The 17,222-nt window shown below is 60.3% G+C and carries 15 protein-coding genes; 10 read left to right on the plus strand and 5 right to left on the minus strand.

The features are described 5' to 3' along the window. Nucleotides 1–174 precede the first annotated feature (174 nt). Both metK and CKW19_RS08180 read right to left on the minus strand, forming a co-directional pair. Entirely contained in the window at nt 175–1,365 is a 1,191-nt protein-coding gene (gene metK, locus CKW19_RS08175) for a methionine adenosyltransferase (protein WP_008050251.1), read from the minus strand. A gap of 18 nt (nt 1,366–1,383) precedes the next feature. Next, nucleotides 1,384–2,379 carry a metalloregulator ArsR/SmtB family transcription factor gene (locus CKW19_RS08180; RefSeq protein WP_095057442.1) on the minus strand — a complete coding sequence of 332 codons (996 nt, stop codon included), beginning with the start codon at nt 2,377–2,379 and terminating at the stop codon, nt 1,384–1,386. A 261-nt stretch (nt 2,380–2,640) separates the two neighbouring features. Here CKW19_RS08180 and tkt point away from each other — a divergent pair, with 261 nt between their 5' ends. From tkt to fba, 6 genes are all read left to right on the plus strand, one after another. Continuing rightward, nucleotides 2,641–4,638 carry a transketolase gene (gene tkt / locus CKW19_RS08185; protein WP_095057443.1) on the plus strand — a complete coding sequence of 666 codons (1,998 nt, stop codon included), beginning with the start codon at nt 2,641–2,643 and terminating at the stop codon, nt 4,636–4,638. A gap of 163 nt (nt 4,639–4,801) precedes the next feature. Continuing rightward, nucleotides 4,802–5,857 (plus strand): erythrose-4-phosphate dehydrogenase, encoded by a 1,056-nt coding sequence (gene epd, locus CKW19_RS08190; RefSeq protein WP_095057444.1) that lies wholly within the window; start codon nt 4,802–4,804, stop codon nt 5,855–5,857. Between the two features lie 26 nt (nt 5,858–5,883). Further along, a complete protein-coding gene (locus tag CKW19_RS08195; RefSeq protein WP_095057445.1) occupies nt 5,884–7,047 on the plus strand; it encodes a phosphoglycerate kinase in 1,164 nt (387 codons plus the stop codon). Nucleotides 7,048–7,082: 35 nt separating this feature from the next. Continuing rightward, nucleotides 7,083–7,304, plus strand: coding sequence for a hypothetical protein (locus CKW19_RS08200; RefSeq protein WP_095057446.1), 222 nt, complete (start codon nt 7,083–7,085; stop codon nt 7,302–7,304). 56 nt (nt 7,305–7,360) lie between these two features. Further along, on the plus strand, nt 7,361–7,693 hold the full coding sequence (locus tag CKW19_RS08205) for an MliC family protein (RefSeq protein WP_095057447.1): 333 nt from the start codon (nt 7,361–7,363) through the stop codon (nt 7,691–7,693). 224 nt (nt 7,694–7,917) lie between these two features. Further along, the gene (fba, locus tag CKW19_RS08210) at nt 7,918–8,982 is read left to right on the plus strand and encodes a class II fructose-bisphosphate aldolase (protein WP_053163154.1); all 1,065 of its coding nucleotides are present in this window, start codon (nt 7,918–7,920) and stop codon (nt 8,980–8,982) included. A gap of 173 nt (nt 8,983–9,155) precedes the next feature. Here the strand turns inward: fba and CKW19_RS08215 are convergent, their stop codons facing one another. Continuing rightward, a complete protein-coding gene (locus tag CKW19_RS08215; RefSeq protein WP_095057448.1) occupies nt 9,156–9,824 on the minus strand; it encodes a polysaccharide lyase family 7 protein in 669 nt (222 codons plus the stop codon). 321 nt (nt 9,825–10,145) lie between these two features. On the opposite strand from CKW19_RS08215, the gene CKW19_RS08220 reads away from it, so the two are divergent. The 3 genes from CKW19_RS08220 to CKW19_RS08230 are packed head-to-tail and all read left to right on the plus strand — an operon-like array spanning nt 10,146 to nt 13,137. Next, entirely contained in the window at nt 10,146–12,269 is a 2,124-nt protein-coding gene (locus CKW19_RS08220) for a bifunctional diguanylate cyclase/phosphodiesterase (protein ID WP_095057449.1), read from the plus strand. A gap of 45 nt (nt 12,270–12,314) precedes the next feature. Then, nucleotides 12,315–12,803: a M48 family metallopeptidase gene (locus tag CKW19_RS08225; RefSeq protein WP_095057450.1), complete on the plus strand. Its 489-nt coding sequence runs from the start codon at nt 12,315–12,317 to the stop codon at nt 12,801–12,803. A 37-nt stretch (nt 12,804–12,840) separates the two neighbouring features. Then, nucleotides 12,841–13,137, plus strand: a complete 297-nt coding sequence (locus CKW19_RS08230) for a helix-turn-helix domain-containing protein (RefSeq protein ID WP_095057451.1) — start codon at nt 12,841–12,843, stop codon at nt 13,135–13,137. Nucleotides 13,138–13,260: 123 nt separating this feature from the next. Here the strand turns inward: CKW19_RS08230 and CKW19_RS08235 are convergent, their stop codons facing one another. Continuing rightward, nucleotides 13,261–13,713, minus strand: a complete 453-nt coding sequence (locus CKW19_RS08235; protein ID WP_095057452.1) for a GNAT family N-acetyltransferase — start codon at nt 13,711–13,713, stop codon at nt 13,261–13,263. Between the two features lie 241 nt (nt 13,714–13,954). On the opposite strand from CKW19_RS08235, the gene CKW19_RS08240 reads away from it, so the two are divergent. After that, nucleotides 13,955–14,692 carry an ABC transporter substrate-binding protein gene (locus CKW19_RS08240; RefSeq protein WP_095057453.1) on the plus strand — a complete coding sequence of 246 codons (738 nt, stop codon included), beginning with the start codon at nt 13,955–13,957 and terminating at the stop codon, nt 14,690–14,692. A gap of 149 nt (nt 14,693–14,841) precedes the next feature. Here the strand turns inward: CKW19_RS08240 and yccS are convergent, their stop codons facing one another. Next, on the minus strand, nt 14,842–17,025 hold the full coding sequence (gene yccS / locus CKW19_RS08245) for a YccS family putative transporter (RefSeq protein WP_095057454.1): 2,184 nt from the start codon (nt 17,023–17,025) through the stop codon (nt 14,842–14,844). Between the last annotated feature and the right edge of the window lie 197 nt (nt 17,026–17,222).

Consider the following 17,222-nt stretch of genomic DNA (forward strand, 5'->3'; position numbering starts at 1 on the left):
CTCAATGAGATGCTTGAAGGTTAGGTCAGGATGGGTGGGTGTCAGGGCTGGGTGTTTTTCCGGGTATTTCGGGAGGCTGTGCCCGCGAAGGCCGCGCCACGGTGTAAAGCCAATCCCAATAAAAAGCCCCGCAGGGCGCGAGCCGTGCGGGGCTTTTGGGTGCAGCAGGAAGTGTTACAGACCGGCAGCGGAACGCAGGGCGTCGGCGCGGTCGGTTTTTTCCCAGGTGAACGTGGTGAAGGTATCGTCGCCCACGGTCTTGGTCGCCGGGGTGCGGCCGAAGTGGCCGTACGCTGCGGTTTCCTGGTACATCGGGTGCAGCAGGTCAAGCATGGTGGTGATCGCGTATGGACGCAGGTCGAACACTTCGCGGACCAGTTTGACGATCTTGTCGTCGCTGATCTTGCCGGTGCCGAAGGTGTTCAGCGAGATCGACGTTGGCTGGGCAACACCGATGGCGTAGGACACCTGGATCTCGCAGCGCTCGGCCAGGCCGGCAGCGACGATGTTCTTGGCCACATAACGACCGGCGTAGGCCGCCGAACGGTCAACCTTCGATGGATCTTTACCGGAGAACGCGCCGCCGCCGTGACGGGCCATGCCGCCGTAGCTGTCGACGATGATCTTGCGACCGGTCAGACCGCAGTCACCTACCGGGCCGCCAATGATGAACTGGCCGGTCGGGTTGATGTGGAACTGGGTGTCCTTGGACAGCAGTTCGGCAGGCAGCACGTGCTTGACGATCAGCTCCATCACGCCTTCGCGCAGGTCGTTGTACGACACTTCCGGGTTGTGCTGGGTCGACAGAACAACGGCGTCGATACCGACAACCTTGCCGTTTTCGTAACGGCAGGTCACTTGCGACTTGGCGTCCGGGCGCAGCCAAGGCAGCAGGCCGGATTTACGGGCTTCGGCCTGGCGCTGAACCAGCTGGTGCGAGAAGGTGATCGGTGCAGGCATCAGCACGTCGGTTTCGTTGCTGGCGTAGCCGAACATCAGGCCCTGGTCGCCGGCGCCCTGATCTTCAGGCTTGGCACGGTCAACACCCTGGTTGATGTCAGGGGACTGCTTGCCGATGATGTTCATCACGCCGCAGGTCGCGCCGTCGAAGCCAACGTCGGAGCTGGTGTAGCCGATGTTGGTGATCACGTCACGAACGATCTGCTCCAGGTCAACCCAGGCCGAAGTGGTGACTTCGCCGGCGATGATGGCCACGCCCGTTTTCACCAGAGTCTCGCACGCCACACGGGCGAACTTGTCTTCAGCAATGATGGCGTCCAGCACCGCATCAGAAATCTGGTCGGCGATTTTGTCCGGATGCCCTTCAGACACGGACTCGGAGGTGAAAAGGGAGTATTCGCTCATCTCGATGTTTTCCTGAAATTACCGATGGTGAGTGTCGCCAGCTGGCCGCTGAAAGTTACGGACCTGGATCTGGAAACCATTACGTAAGCCTACATAGAGGCTTTCCCCGGGAACGAGTCCCGCAGCGGTGGCCCAACGGGCCAGATCGTCCTGTTCAAACCCCAACCAGAGATCACCGCAGGCCTCCTTGGCCCAACTCTGGTTGTGGCTACATAACTCTGTCACTAACAGGCTACCGCCTGGTTGCAGCAAGTGGGCCATGTGCTTGAGCGCATCGGCCGGTGCGGCAAAGTGGTGCAGCACCATGTTCAGCACCACGCAATCGGCCTTGAGGGTGACGCCGTTCAAGGCGTCGGCCAGTTGCAGGCTGACGTTAGTCAGCTTGTCGCGTTCGCAGACCTGGCGCGCCAGTTCGAGCATCGCGGTGCTGTTGTCCAGCGCCGTGACCTCGGTGAAGCGGCGCGCCAGTTCGGGCAGAAATGCGCCGTCTCCGGGGCCGACTTCAATGGCCGTAGCGCCTTGACCGAAGCTCAACTTGTCGAGCAGGGCCACCACGCTGTCGCGGTACTGCGGCAGACCGGCGATCAGGTCTTGCTGGGCGCGAAACTTCTCCGCGACCCGTGAGAAAAAGTCCTGGCTGGCCGCTGCGCGTTGCCCGTGGACCTGTGCGATGCGCGCCAGTACGTCAGCCGGCAGCGTCAGGTTGTCCACTTCGTCGAGCAGCGCGGCGTGCAGTTTGCCGCCCAGCAACCCGGTGTGGGGCAGGGCGCGACGGTAAAAAATCGCGTTGCCTTCACGGCGGGTCGCCACCAGGTCGGCCTGGGCCAGTACCTTGAGGTGGTGGCTCATGCCTGACTGGCCGATGCCGAAGATCTGCGCCAGTTCCAGCACGCCGAACGAGTCGTTGGCCAGTGCGCGCAATACATTCAACCGCAGAGGGTCGCCGCCAGCCTTGCACAGGGCCGCCAGCTCATCGCAATCGTCATGTTGAATGGAAGGCACGCGTAAGTTCATAGGGCCGGCAGTCTAGTCATGGGTCGAAAGCATCGCAAGAGCAATATCAAAAAGTTTTGATATTGCTCGATAGATGGCACTTCTCGACGTTAGCTTCAGTCAACAAACGAACGGCGGAAAGGTTTCACCAGGCGAAACCGTCGTTATCCGTTGGAAAAACGCCTCCAGATGACTATCTGTCATTGCCCCGAGGCGTCCGGGTGAGGGAAAATGCTCGCCTTTTTTCCGATTCGTTTTAATCAAGCCCCCAGGAGAACAGCGATGCCTAGCCGTCGTGAGCGTGCCAACGCCATTCGTGCCCTCAGCATGGATGCCGTGCAAAAAGCCAACAGCGGCCATCCGGGTGCCCCTATGGGTATGGCGGATATCGCCGAAGTACTTTGGCGCGACTACCTGAAGCACAACCCGAGCAATCCATCCTTCGCCGACCGTGACCGCTTCGTGCTGTCCAACGGCCACGGCTCGATGCTGATCTATTCGCTGCTGCACCTGACCGGCTACGACCTGTCGATCGAAGACCTGAAGCAGTTCCGCCAACTGCACAGCCGCACCCCGGGTCACCCGGAACTCGGCTACACCCCGGGTGTTGAAACCACCACCGGTCCTTTGGGCCAAGGCCTGGCCAACGCCGTGGGTTTCGCCCTGGCTGAAAAAGTCCTGGCGGCGCAGTTCAACCGTCCGGGCCACAACATCGTCGACCACCACACCTATGTGTTCCTGGGTGATGGCTGCATGATGGAAGGCATTTCCCACGAAGTCGCTTCCCTGGCCGGTACCCTGGGCCTGGGCAAGCTGATCGCTTTCTACGATGACAACGGCATCTCCATCGACGGCGAAGTCGAAGGCTGGTTCACCGATGACACGCCGAAGCGCTTCGAATCCTACAACTGGCAAGTGATCCGCAATGTCGACGGTCACGATCCGGAAGAGATCAAGACCGCGATCGACACTGCCCGCAAAAGCGAGCAGCCGACCCTGATCTGCTGCAAGACCACCATCGGCTTCGGTTCGCCGAACAAGCAAGGCAAGGAAGACTGCCACGGCGCCCCGCTGGGTGACGCGGAAATCGCCCTGACCCGTGCGGCGCTGAAATGGAACCACGGCCCGTTCGAAATCCCGGCCGACATCTATGCCGAATGGGATGCCAAGGAAACCGGTCGCGCTGCCGAAGCCGAGTGGGACCAGCGTTTCGCGGCCTACTCCGCTGCCTTCCCGACCGAAGCCAACGAACTGGTGCGTCGTCTGAGCGGCGAACTGCCGGCTGACTTCAGCGAAAAAGCCTCGGCCTACATCGCCGAAGTGGCGGCCAAAGGCGAAACCATCGCCAGCCGTAAAGCCAGCCAGAACGCCCTGAACGCGTTCGGCCCGCTGCTGCCTGAGTTCCTCGGCGGTTCGGCTGACCTGGCCGGTTCCAACCTGACCCTGTGGAAAGGTTGCAAAGGCGTCACTGCCGAAGACGCCAGCGGCAACTACATGTACTACGGCGTGCGTGAGTTCGGCATGACCGCGATCATGAACGGTGTTGCCCTGCACGGCGGCCTGGTGCCTTACGGCGCGACCTTCCTGATGTTCATGGAATACGCCCGCAACGCAGTGCGCATGTCCGCTCTGATGAAGCAGCGTGTGATCCACGTCTACACCCACGACTCCATCGGTCTGGGCGAAGACGGCCCGACTCACCAGCCAATCGAGCAACTGGCCAGCCTGCGCTGCACGCCGAACCTCGACACCTGGCGTCCAGCCGATGCTGTTGAATCGGCCGTGAGCTGGAAATACGCACTGGAGCGCAAGGACGGTCCTTCGGCCCTGATCTTCTCGCGTCAGAACCTGCAGCACCAAACCCGTGATGCCGGCCAGATCGCCGACATCAGCCGTGGTGGTTATGTGCTGAAAGACTGCGCTGGCGAGCCAGAGCTGATCCTGATCGCCACCGGTTCGGAAGTCGGCCTGGCCGTTCAAGCCTTCGACAAACTGACCGAGCAGGGCCGCAAGGTTCGCGTGGTTTCCATGCCATGCACCAGCGTCTTCGATGCCCAGGACGCCGGCTACAAGCAATCGGTTCTGCCGTTGCAGGTCAGCGCCCGTATCGCCATCGAGGCTGCTCACGCAGACTACTGGTACAAGTACGTGGGCCTGGAAGGTCGCGTGATCGGCATGACCACCTACGGCGAGTCGGCGCCTGCGCCTGCCTTGTTCGAAGAGTTCGGTTTCACCCTGGAAAACATCCTGGGTCAGGCTGAAGAGCTGCTGGAAGACTAAAGCACAACGCGGTGTTCTAACGAACACCGCGGTCTCCTGTAGGAGCTGGCTTGCCAGCGAAGGCGTCCGTTCAGGCAGCATTTATGTTGACGCTGATGACCCCATCGCTGGCAAGCTAGCTCCTACAGGGGTTGTGTTGTTAGCGAATACTATCGAGAACCCCATGCCTCAACCGCGTCCTTACAAAGTTGCACTCAACGGCTACGGCCGGATTGGTCGTTGCGTCTTGCGTGCGTTGTTTGAGCGAGGCGACAAGGCCGGGTTTGAAATTGTCGCGATCAACGATCTGGCGGACATGGCCAGCATCGAATACCTGACACGCTTTGACTCCACTCACGGGCGTTTTCCCGGCGAAGTGAGAGTGGATGGCGATTGTCTGCATATTAATGGCGACTGCGTGAAGGTCCTGCGCAGTGCCACCCCCGAAGGCATCGATTGGGCGTCCCTGGGCGTCGATCTGGTGCTGGAGTGCTCCGGCGCTTACAACACGCGCGAAGACGGCCAGCGGTTCCTCGACGCCGGCGCCCCGCGCGTGCTGTTTTCCCAGCCGATGGCCAGCGAGACCGATGTCGACGCCACCATCGTCTACGGCGTGAACCAGGACTGCCTGACCGGCGACGAACTGCTGGTGTCCAACGCGTCCTGCACCACCAACTGCGGCGTGCCGTTGTTGCGTCTGCTGAACCAGGCGATCGGTCTGGATTACGTGTCGATCACCACGATTCACTCGGCGATGAACGATCAGCCGGTCATCGATGCCTATCACCACGAAGACCTGCGCCGCACCCGTTCGGCGTTCCAGTCGGTGATCCCGGTGTCCACCGGTCTGGCGCGCGGCATCGAGCGTCTGTTGCCGGAACTTGCCGGGCGAATTCAGGCCAAAGCCGTGCGGGTGCCGACGGTTAACGTGTCCTGCCTCGACATTACGATGCAGACCGCCACCGCGACCGACGCCACCGAGGTCAACCGAATCCTGCGCGAAGCTGCCACCAGCGGCCCGCTCAAAGGCTTGCTGGCCTACACCGAGTTGCCTCACGCCAGTTGTGATTTCAACCATGACCCACATTCGGCCATCGTCGATGCCAGTCAGACCCGCGTTTCCGGCCCACGGCTGGTGAACATCCTGGCCTGGTTCGACAACGAATGGGGGTTTGCAAACCGAATGCTCGATGTTGCAGAACACTATCTGCACACAGCCTCTACAAAACCTGCTCTCTAAGAACAGCTATTCAGGAAGTGCGACCCATGACCGTGTTGAAGATGTCCGACCTCGATCTGCAAGGTAAGCGCGTATTGATTCGCGAAGACCTCAACGTCCCAGTCAAGGACGGTGTTGTCACCAGCGATGCGCGAATCCTGGCCTCGCTGCCGACCATCAAGCTGGCCCTGGAAAAAGGCGCGGCCGTGATGGTTTGCTCGCACCTTGGCCGTCCGACCGAAGGCGAGTTCTCGGCCGAGAACAGCCTCAAGCCAGTCGCTGACTACCTGAGCAAGGCTCTGGGTCGTGAAGTGCCGCTGGTGGCGGATTACCTGGGCGGCGTCGACGTGAAAGCGGGCGACATCGTGCTGTTCGAAAACGTGCGCTTCAACAAAGGCGAGAAAAAGAACGCTGACGAACTGGCCCAGCAATACGCCGCCCTGTGCGACGTGTTCGTGATGGACGCCTTCGGCACCGCTCACCGTGCCGAGGGTTCGACCCACGGCGTGGCCAAATTCGCCAAAGTCGCTGCTGCCGGCCCGTTGCTGGCTGCTGAACTGGATGCACTGGGCAAAGCCCTGGGTGCTCCGGCCCAGCCAATGGCTGCCATTGTTGCCGGCTCCAAGGTGTCGACCAAACTCGACGTGCTGAACAGCCTGAGCCAGATCTGCAACCAGTTGATCGTGGGCGGCGGCATTGCCAACACCTTCCTGGCCGCTGCCGGTCACCCGGTCGGCAAATCCCTGTACGAGCCGGACCTGCTGGACACCGCTCGCGCCATCGCCGCCAAGGTCAGCGTGCCGCTGCCGGTTGATGTGGTCGTTGCCAAGGAATTCGCTGAAAGCGCGACGGCCACCGTGAAGCTGATCGCTGACGTCGCTGCCGACGACATGATCCTGGACATCGGCCCGCAGACCGCGGCGAACTTCGCCGAACTGCTGAAATCGTCGCAAACCATCCTGTGGAACGGTCCGGTTGGCGTGTTTGAATTCGATCAGTTCGGTAACGGCACCAAAGTCCTGGCCCAGGCCATCGCGGACAGCGCGGCGTTCTCCATTGCGGGCGGCGGCGACACCCTGGCGGCCATCGACAAGTATGGCGTTGCCGAGCAGATCTCCTACATTTCTACCGGCGGCGGCGCGTTCCTCGAATTCGTCGAAGGCAAAGTGTTGCCAGCCGTTGAAGTCCTGGAAAGCCGGGCCAAGGCCTGAGGGTCGCCCGTTTGACCAGGCAAGGGAGTGTTGAAATGGTCAAGACGTTAGTGCTGTTGATCGTCGCGGGTTCGCTGGCGGCTTGCGGGAGTAACCCGAAAGCCACGCCGGAACCTGCGCCTTCCGGGGCGGAAAAAAACTGCTACCAGGCCGACTGGCAGGCGGAAACCAACCCGGTGCTCAACAAGCGGTCCGGGCCTGATGGCCTGGACAAATACGAGACACAGACTCCCGCCAAGGAACATGGCTGCCCCTGACGGGTCTGACTCTTTACTCAGGGCTGGCGGCGTGTGCCGTCGGTCGAGGGACACGGATGAAAGGTTTTATCGCCGTTGCGGCACTGGCATTACTGGCAGGATGCGCCTATTTGAACCCGTTCCAGTCGTCCGCTCCTGTGGATAACTGGACCACCTGGACCTGTGACAGCCAGGCCAAGGTGCTATGGCGCTTCACTGACGACAGCCGCAAGGAAGTCGACGTGCGCCTGGGCGGTGCCGACCAGGTTTATCGCCTGAAAGAGGAACCGGGTGCGTCGGGTGCGCTGTACAGCAACGACATGCTGGCGTTTCACATAAAAGGTGAGGAAGGCCTGGTTTACTGGGTCGCCACCAATGATTTGATTGGCCGTGGCTGCAAGGCCGAATAACAACGCAAACCCTGTAGGAGCTGGCTTGCCAGCGATGAGGCCCTTGAGGCATGCACTGTCCAGGCGGACGCCATCGCCGGCAAGCCGGCTCCTACAAGGGATGAGTTGAGCAATTAGCGAATTCGCAGGCCGGGCCAACCCCCGATCTGCAATAACTTGAATAGCCGCCGCCGCTCCGGCAGGCTGGCACGATTAACGACCCTCAACCGGGAGAGATACACACAATGGCACTTATCAGCATGCGCCAGATGTTGGACCACGCAGCCGAGTTCGGCTACGGCGTTCCAGCTTTCAACGTCAACAACCTTGAGCAGATGCGCGCCATCATGGAAGCCGCTGACAAGACTGACTCCCCGGTGATCGTCCAGGCTTCGGCCGGTGCTCGCAAATACGCCGGCGCACCGTTCCTGCGTCACCTGATCCTGGCAGCCATCGAAGAGTTCCCGCACATCCCGGTGTGCATGCACCAGGACCACGGCACCAGCCCTGACGTCTGCCAGCGCTCCATTCAACTGGGCTTCAGCTCGGTGATGATGGACGGCTCCCTGGGCGAAGACGGCAAGACCCCGACCGACTACGACTACAACGTCCGTGTTACCCAACAAACCGTTGCCTTGGCTCACGCCTGTGGCGTTTCGGTAGAAGGCGAGCTGGGTTGCCTGGGTTCGCTGGAAACCGGCATGGCCGGTGAAGAAGACGGCATCGGCGCTGAAGGCGTTCTGGATCACAGCCAAATGCTGACCGACCCGGAAGAAGCCGCTGACTTCGTAAAACGCACTCAGGTGGATGCCCTGGCCATCGCCATCGGCACCAGCCACGGCGCGTACAAGTTCACCAAGCCGCCTACCGGCGACGTGCTGGCCATCGACCGCATCAAGGAAATCCACAAGCGCATTCCGAACACTCACCTGGTGATGCACGGTTCGTCTTCGGTTCCGCAAGAGTGGCTGGCGATCATCAACCAGTACGGTGGCGACATCAAAGAAACCTACGGCGTTCCGGTTGAAGAAATCGTCGAAGGCATCAAGCACGGCGTGCGCAAGGTCAACATCGACACCGACCTGCGCCTGGCGTCCACCGGCGCCATGCGTCGCCTGATGGCCACCAACCCGAGCGAGTTCGACCCGCGTAAATTCTTCGGCGCCACCGTCACCGCCATGCGCGACGTGTGCATCGCTCGCTACGAAGCCTTCGGCACTGCCGGCAACGCTTCGAAGATCAAGGCGATCTCGCTGGAAGGCATGTATCAGCGTTACCTGAAAGGTGAGTTGAACGCCAAGGTCAACTAAGCCTTAGCGTTTGAGTCGCATAAAAAACCCGCCGAAAGGCGGGTTTTTTGTGGGCGATGAATCGACTTTGTGGCGAGGGAGCTTGCTCCCGCTGGACTGCGCAGCGGTCCTTCTTTTTTGGGACGCTTCGCGACCCGACGGGAGCAAGCTCCCTCGCCACTGAGTGTTCGGCGTTACTTGTCGTGATCAATATCCAGCTTGCTGAACGTCACCTTCCCGCCTTCGCTGGTGTACCCGGTGTTGTCCTGCACATAGACCCCGGCCTTGAAGTACAGCGGTTTCTCGCGCCAGGTCGTGCTGATGTTGGTGTCCCACGTGTAGCCCGCCGCGCTGATGCCCAATGCGCCGCCGGGGCTGAGGTGAATGAGGTAGGAAAATTCGCGGTCGAGTTTGACGCCGGTGGCGATGGTGATTACCCGTCCTGTGTCGTCATAGGGGTGCATGCGCACTTTGGCGACGATGTTGCCTGTCTCGGTGTCGGTTTTGTACTGGTACTCCACCTTCACCATGGGTTTTTGACTTTGATAGGCATGGATCTGGCCGATGACAATCTTCCCCGAACTCGGCACCTGGTTCACTGCCAGGGTGGCGCGCAAGGTGTTGTCGGCGTCGGGGTAGTACCAGTTGCGCAGGGTGCCGTTGCTGTAGGTTTCACGCAGTTCTGTGCGGGGATAAATAGCATTTTCGGTTCGTGAGCCGGTCACCGGCGTCCAGAAAAACAATGTGCCGGTATCGGAATGGAAGTACTGATCCTTGAAGCCGTCTACCAGTTTGGAGGTTTCTACTGTGTACGGCGGGCTGCCAACGGGGACGCTTAGGTTCCAGGTTGCGAGATCGATCATGTAGGTTCTTCCATTTTGGTCGTGCTGCACGGGCGTGCCAGAAGCTCTAGCCCGCACCTTTTGGGGCGGTCTTTATAAGCGCAGAGGGGTGTTTTGTTAACGCCCGTCTGGCGGTTCGTTGGCGCCAACATCCTGTCGAAGTGCCATCCTTCCCGGTTTTAGCGGGCTGTAGAGGTGACCGTTAGTCGGCGAGTTAACCCTTTGGTTAGGTGATGGCGCTCTGATGGCTTCTGCTTTTTTGGATCCAGGTCTAGAGTAATGGCTTAGTATTTGTCCGGTTTTCACGAGAAGCCGGCCTGGCCTCGCACAAAGAGAAGCAGCATGGAATGCGCGCAACCCACGTCCGTCGAAGGCAACTCAACGTTACTGATTGTCGACGACTACCCTGAAAACCTGATCAGCATGCGCGCGTTGTTGCAGCGTCAGGACTGGCAGGTCATTACCGCCGCCTCGGGTTTCGAGGCGCTCGGCTTGTTGCTTGAGCATGATGTCGACCTGGTGCTGCTGGACGTGCAGATGCCGGGCATGGACGGATTTGAAGTGGCCCGCCTGATGCGCGGCAGCCAGCGAACCCGTCTCACACCGATCATCTTCCTGACCGCCAATGAGCAGTCGCCGGATGCGGTAATCAAGGGTTACGCCAGTGGTGCCGTGGATTACCTGTTCAAACCCTTCGATCCGCAGATCCTCAAACCCAAGGTCCAGGCGCTGCTCGAACATCAGCGCAATCGCCGACAACTGCAGCGTCTGAGCCACGATCTGGAGAGCGCACGCGCCTTCAATGCTTCGGTGCTGGATAACACCGCCGAAGGGATCCTGGTGTTGGGTGAGGACGGGGTCATTCGCTTCGCCAACCCGGCCATGTCGCGGCTGCTCAACGCGACGGTGCAGGAGCTGCAAGGCAAAGAGTTTCTCGACTACCTGCAAAAACCGCATTTTCCAATCTGGGCCGATTCCGAGTTTTTCGCCGGTTACAAACGTCGTGAGACCCTGCGTCTGCACGACGCCGTATTGCGCACGGCGCCAGGTCAGCAAGTGCCGGTGGCGTTGTCCTGCGCGCCTTTGCCCTCTGAGCAACATGCGATGGTGGTGACCGTGCTGGACATGTCGGTGGTGCGTCATCTGCATCAGCAACTGGAGTTTCAGGCGGTCACCGACCCGCTGACCGGTTTGCTCAATCGCCGGGGTTTTTACCAGACAGCGGAAAACCTGCTGCTGCGGGGCGAGCGTTCCGGGAGTGCCTGGGTGCTGCTGTATCTGGACCTCGACGGCTTCAAGCGCGTCAACGATTCCCTGGGGCACGATGCCGGTGACCGTGTGTTGCGTTGGGTGTCCGAACAGTTGAAATCCTGCTTGCGGCCCTTCGACATTCTGGCCCGCATGGGGGGTGATGAGTTCACCGCGCTGCTGGATCTGGAGTTCCCCGAGCAAGCGGCCAAGATTGCCGAAAAACTCATCGAGCGGGTGTCGATCTGTCAGCAGATCGATGGTCTGGACATGGCCTTGGGGGCCAGCATCGGTATCGCTACGTTCCCCGATTGCGGTGCCAACCTGGATGGTCTGCTGCGGGCGGCTGACATCGCCATGTATGAAGCCAAGCGCGCCGGGCGTCAGCAATATCGTTTCTACGATCATGACATGAACGGGCGGGCACGCTCGCGGCTGATGCTTGAAGACAGCGTGCGCACCGCCATCGAGAACCGTGATTTCAACTTGGTGTATCAACCTCAGGTGTCGATTGTCGACGGGCGGATTCGCGGGTTCGAGGCCTTGCTGCGCTGGCAGCACCCGAGCGTCGGCGATGTGCCGCCGGGTCTGTTTTTACCTTTGCTGGAAGAAGCGCGGCTGATCAGTCGTCTGGGCAGCTGGATTTACCATTGCAGCGCAGGCCAGCGTAAAGCCTGGGAAACACTGTTTACCGAAGACCTGGTCGTGGGCGTCAGTTTGAGCTGCACGCAGTTCGGCATGCCCAATCTGGCCACTGAATTGCGCCAGGTGCTTGAGCGCCATGGCTTGCAGGCGCGTCATCTGGAGCTCGAGGTCACGGAAGAAGCCTTGATGCACAACCCTGAAGAGACGCGTAAACAACTGCGTCTGCTGCGCAACCTGGGGGTGCGTGTGGCGCTGGATGATTTCGGCTGCGGACATTGCTCGCTGTCGCATCTGCGCGACCTGGAACTGGACACCCTCAAGCTCGACCGTCACTTGATCGCCCGGCTGCCGGATTCCGTTCGAGACGCGGCACTGGTGCGCAGTGTGATCGACCTGTGCAAACAGTTCGGCATGCTGGTGATTGCCGAAGGGGTGGAAACGGTCGCGCAATATGAGTGGCTGCAAGCCAATGGCTGCGAGTATGTACAAGGGTTTCTGGTGGCGCGGCCGATGACGTCTGAAGACGCCGGTGAGTTTGTACAGCCCTTCGACTGGAGCGCGCTGACCCGCTGAATTCGCTACACTGGCGACCTTTTAGTGACCTGTATTGCCGCCCCGATGACCGCGTTGAAATACCTCCAGGCTTATCCCGCCAACTTGCAGGACCAGGTGCGACAGCTGATCGCCGACGGTCGGCTGGGCGATTACCTGACCCAGCGTTACCCGGAAAAGCACGGGGTGCAGAGCGACAAGGCGCTGTACACCTATGCGCTGGACCTCAAGCAGGAATACCTGCGAAATGCCCCGTCTATCGACAAAGTGCTGTTCGACAATCGTCTGGACCTGACTCACCGCGCGTTGGGCCTGCATACCACGATTTCCCGGGTGCAGGGCGGCAAGCTCAAGGCCAAGAAGGAAATCCGCATCGCTTCGTTGTTCAAGGAAGCACCGTCCGAGTTCCTGAAAATGATCGTCGTGCATGAGCTGGCGCACTTCAAGGAATCGGACCACAACAAGGCGTTCTACAAACTGTGCGAACACATGCTGCCGGGGTATCACCAGGTCGAATTTGATGTGCGGGTCTACCTGACGTGGCGGGATCTGTAGGCGCTGCCGCAGGCTGCGATCTTTTAAGGAGTATTGGATGGACGTGAGCAAGACCAAAAGCAGCTTCTATCGCCGCTTGTACGTGGCGTACCTGATCGACAGCGGGCTGGCCAGCAGCGTCCCGGCCCTGACCGAGACTACCGGCATGCCCCGGCGCACGGCTCAGGACACCATCGCGGCGTTGGCGGATCTGGATATCGTCTGCGAATTCGAGCAGGAAGAAGGTGCACGCAACCATGCGGGGCGTTATCGGATTCGCGAGTGGGGGGCGATTGATCGCGGTTGGATCGAGCGTAATCTGCGGCAGATCAAGGCGGTGTTGGAGTATCCCTGAGGTTTGCGTTGCCTGAGCTGACGCCATCGCGAGCAAGCTCGCTCCTACAGTAATCGCGTTTGGATCAAAATTACTCAATCCAATCGGTACCCTGCGGGAGCTGGCCTGCCAGCGATGGGGCCGTCAGGGACGGCGCATTCCAATGTGTGGAATGCCATCCTCGACAAACTCCTCACCTGTCACGACAAACCCGTACCGCCCGTAATACCCCTGCAAATGCGTCTGGGCCGAGAGGTAAATCGGCGTTTGCGGCCAGCGTTCTTCAATCTGCTCCAGCGCCTGGTCCATCAACGTGTGTCCAAGCCCGGCGCCACGTGCGTGCGGGGCGATGATCACTCGGCCAATCACCACGTCCCCGCCTTGCAGTTCCGGGTCGAGCAGCCGCAGATAAGCTACCAGTTGATTGCCGTCCCAGGCCATCAAGTGGCAGGTGTCACCTTCCAGGTCCTGGCCATCCACGTCTTGATAAGCGCATTGCTGCTCGACGATGAACACCTCGGCGCGCAGCTTCAAAATGGCATAGAGCTGTTCTTTGCCCAGGTCGCTGTGATGCTTGCAGATCCAATCGACTGTCATGTTTTGATTCCCTGAAAACGTCGCTCCGATACTAAGCGCACTCGCGCCAGAAGTCTTTATGGCGGAGGAATCTGTAACAAAGGCCAAAATGCCATCATTCGATTCTCGCGGCCTTGTCGTCTTTGTGTAATCTGCAATGCAGCGCTGTGCAGTGGTTCCCATGAGCCAAGGTTTGCAAGACGAGCCTTGGGGTTTTGGCTGAAAACAAGAAGGGCTGACCGCCCGCTAAGGACTTTCTAGCATGCCGCGATTGCATCGAGCCTTTGCCTTGACTGGATTGCTGTTGCTGGCTCAGGGGGTGGCAGCAGAAAAGCTGCGCCTGGTTGCTGATGCCTGGCCACCTTTTACCGATGCCACGCTCGTCAATGGTGGCTTGGCCACGGATATTGTCAGCACTGCATTGGCCAGGGCCGGTTATGCCAGTGAATTTGAGCAGGTGCCTTGGGCCCGGGCGCTGATGGGATTGGGCGAAGGGCGATACGACGTGCTCGTCAACGCCTGGTACAACGACGAGCGCAAAAAGCTGGGTCAGTTTTCCAGCGAGTACCTGCTCAACCGCGTGCGCTTTCTCAAGCGCAAAGACGCGCCGATCGAGTACAACAGTTTGCAGCAACTGCACACTTACCCGATTGCGATCGTGCGCGGTTATGCCTATTCACCGGCGTTCGATAAAGACGAATCCCTGCAGAAAGTCCCGGTGCACAGCTTCGCCATGGCGGTGCGCATGCTCGCTGCCGATCGGGTCAAGTTGACCCTTGAAGACGAATACGTCGCGCGCTACTACCTGGCCCGTGAAGCGCCCAGTGTGCGTAACGCGGTTGAGTTTCTGCCGAGGCCTCTGAGTGAGAACAGCCTGCACATCCTGGTCAGCCTGAAGAACCCCAGGCACAAGCAAATTGTCGCCGGTTTTGAGCGGGAGATCGCGGCGATGAAGGCGGACGGGAGTTATGCCAAATTGATGAGGCAGCATGGAATGTGAGTAGGCGGGTCCAGAATCCATGTTGTTTTTGCCGGCCTCATCGCGGGCAAGCCCACTCCCACAGTGGGCGAACGCAAAACGTGTGACCACCAGATAACCCTGTGGGAGCTGGCTTGCCAGCGATTGCGTCGGTCCGGACAGCGAAAATCTCAACCCTCACGGCTGTCCTTGATCAGGTGCGCCGCCAATGTCCGCAGCGGCCCAAGCTGCCGACAGATCAACGCCAATTGCGTCTGCACCAAACGCTGGCCTTCATCGATCTCATCCGGCATCTGCTCAAGCATGTCGGCCAGCGCTTCCTCTTCATCACTCTGAATCGCCACCGAGGATTTGCTCGCCAACCCTTGGGCGATCTCGTCGATGCTGGCGGCCAGCTTCGCGCCAGCGCCTTCGATCAAGTGCTCGCGCACGTCCGCCGGCAGCGGGGTTTCCCGATGCGCGCCCAGGCCTGAGAGGTAACTGAGCAGCGTGTGTGACAGCACCAGGAAACGGAAACCCACGTCCGCCTCCTTACGGAAATGCCCCGGCTCCATCAGCATGTTGGCCAGGGTGGTCGACAGCGCGGCGTCGGCGTTGTGCGCGTTGCGGCGGGCTAGGCGATAGGCCAGGTCGTCACTTTTGCCATCAGCGTATTGCTGCATGATCTGGCGCAAGTAAATGCTGTTGCAGGACAACGTATTGGCCAGCACCTTGTTCAGGCGTCGACCCTGCCAGTCCGGCAGGAACAGGAACACCGCCAGCCCGGCGATCAGGCTGCCAAGCAAGGTATCGAACAATCGTGGCAGGAACAGCCCGTAACCATCGCCGACCTGATTGAAGCAGAACAGCACCATCAAGGTGATCGCTGCTGTCGCCAAGGTGTAGCGGGTGGTGCGGTTGGTAAAGAACACCACGCCGGCGGCAATGGCGAAGCACGACTGGATCAGCGGATTGGGGAACAGGTCGAACAGCGCCCAGGCCAGGGTCAGGCCGATGGCGGTGCCGACGATCCGTTGACCGAGTTTGCGGCGGGTCGCGCCGTAATTCGGCTGGCAGACAAACAGCGTCGTCAGAATGATCCAGTAACCTTGGGACGGGTGGATCAAATGCACCATGGCGTAGCCGATGCACAAGGCCAGGGGCAATCGCAGGGCATGACGGAACAGCAGGGAAGTCGGCGTCAGCTGTGTGCGTAACCGCAGCCATACGTCCTTGAGGCTGCGTGGCGAGCGATCGAGCAGGCTGCTGTCAGTGGCATCGGCCAGGGCGTCGGGGTTGCTGGCGTCGCTGAGCAACCGGTCGAGAGTGCCAAGGTTGGCCGCCAGCGCCCGCAACGAGCGCAGCAAGCCGCGCCAGGCCGGGTTGCTCTGGACGCGCAGGTGTTCGAGAGAAGCATCAAGATCGCTCAAGGCTTCGGCGAAGCTGGCGTCGTAGGTGAACGGCTGGCGCATCTGGATCGATTCGGCCAGGGCCCGGCAGGCCTTGCCTTGCTGGCGCAGCAGGCGCTGACAGCGGAACAGCACGTCACTGTGGAAAAACGCTTCCGCCAGCGCGTTATAGGGGTAGTGCGAGGAACTGGCGCGCTCGTGGATGTCCTGGGCGAGGAAATACAGCTTCAGGTAGCGACTGACTTTCGAGCCCGGACGACCGTTGCCGACCCGGTGCAGGATAATTTCCTTGGCCGCGTTCAATGCGGCAACGACGCGCCCGTTCTGCTGGGCCAACTCCAGGCGACGCGCCTCGACGTCCAACTGGCGAATGGGTTCAAGCAGCGACGATTTCAGCTTCAGGTAAAACCCCAGCTCCCGGAACAACCGCGCCAGGCTCTGCTGCACCGGTTGATTGGAAAACAGCGCCTGCCACAACACCGACAGCAAGCCGTACCAGGCCGCGCCGGCCACCAGCAACACCGGTTCGTGCCAGAAGTCGGTGACCGCGCCACCGCGCTGGTCCACACCGATCATGGTGTAGACCGACAGAATCAGCGTCGCTGAGGCAATCGCGCCATAGCGTTCGCCCAGCGCGCCGAGCATGGTCAGGCAGAACGCGGCGAGGGCGAAAGCGATGACGAAGAGATAGGGGTAGGGGAAGAGCAGTTCGACGGACAGGGCGGCAACGGCAAAACACACCAGCGTCACCGCCAGCGCGTTGAGACGGCCCTGCCAACTGTCGTCGGTTTCGGCCAGGGCGCTGGCGATAATCCCCAGGAACAAGGGAATCAGCAGCCCCATTTCATCCTGATACCAACACAGCGCCATGGTGCCGGTCAGGGCAATGAACACCCGCACGCTGTAGCTGAATTTATCCAGCGCCCACAGGCGCCGCAGAGACTGACGGAACGAAGTCGATGACATGAAGTGCGAAGGCCTTCCGAGGCAATGACGCTAAATTGAGCCACTAATGACGCCGACGCAATGGCGTCGATCACATCAGACAGCAAAATCTGTTCCTTCCCTGTGACACGCGGCATTTGTAGGGGCGGCTTGCTGGCGATGAATGGTCACGCGGTCTGCCTGGTAGACCGTGTTGTCCGCATCGCTGGCAAGCCAGC

It is taken from the genome of Pseudomonas sp. Irchel s3f7 (assembly GCF_900187615.1).
Taxonomy (GTDB): domain Bacteria; phylum Pseudomonadota; class Gammaproteobacteria; order Pseudomonadales; family Pseudomonadaceae; genus Aquipseudomonas.

Coding starts and splice junctions, on each gene's coding strand:
- CKW19_RS08205 (WP_095057447.1), top strand. CDS start 7,361: ATGAAAGGTTTTATCGCCGTTGCGGCACTGGCATTACTGGCAGGATGC.
- CKW19_RS08235 (WP_095057452.1), bottom strand. CDS start 13,713: ATGACAGTCGATTGGATCTGCAAGCATCACAGCGACCTGGGCAAAGAA.
- fba (WP_053163154.1), top strand. CDS start 7,918: ATGGCACTTATCAGCATGCGCCAGATGTTGGACCACGCAGCCGAGTTC.
- CKW19_RS08195 (WP_095057445.1), top strand. CDS start 5,884: ATGACCGTGTTGAAGATGTCCGACCTCGATCTGCAAGGTAAGCGCGTA.
- CKW19_RS08240 (WP_095057453.1), top strand. CDS start 13,955: ATGCCGCGATTGCATCGAGCCTTTGCCTTGACTGGATTGCTGTTGCTG.
- CKW19_RS08215 (WP_095057448.1), bottom strand. CDS start 9,824: ATGATCGATCTCGCAACCTGGAACCTAAGCGTCCCCGTTGGCAGCCCG.
- CKW19_RS08200 (WP_095057446.1), top strand. CDS start 7,083: ATGGTCAAGACGTTAGTGCTGTTGATCGTCGCGGGTTCGCTGGCGGCT.
- CKW19_RS08225 (WP_095057450.1), top strand. CDS start 12,315: ATGACCGCGTTGAAATACCTCCAGGCTTATCCCGCCAACTTGCAGGAC.
- metK (WP_008050251.1), bottom strand. CDS start 1,365: ATGAGCGAATACTCCCTTTTCACCTCCGAGTCCGTGTCTGAAGGGCAT.
- tkt (WP_095057443.1), top strand. CDS start 2,641: ATGCCTAGCCGTCGTGAGCGTGCCAACGCCATTCGTGCCCTCAGCATG.
- CKW19_RS08230 (WP_095057451.1), top strand. CDS start 12,841: ATGGACGTGAGCAAGACCAAAAGCAGCTTCTATCGCCGCTTGTACGTG.
- yccS (WP_095057454.1), bottom strand. CDS start 17,025: ATGTCATCGACTTCGTTCCGTCAGTCTCTGCGGCGCCTGTGGGCGCTG.
- CKW19_RS08220 (WP_095057449.1), top strand. CDS start 10,146: ATGGAATGCGCGCAACCCACGTCCGTCGAAGGCAACTCAACGTTACTG.
- epd (WP_095057444.1), top strand. CDS start 4,802: ATGCCTCAACCGCGTCCTTACAAAGTTGCACTCAACGGCTACGGCCGG.
- CKW19_RS08180 (WP_095057442.1), bottom strand. CDS start 2,379: ATGAACTTACGCGTGCCTTCCATTCAACATGACGATTGCGATGAGCTG.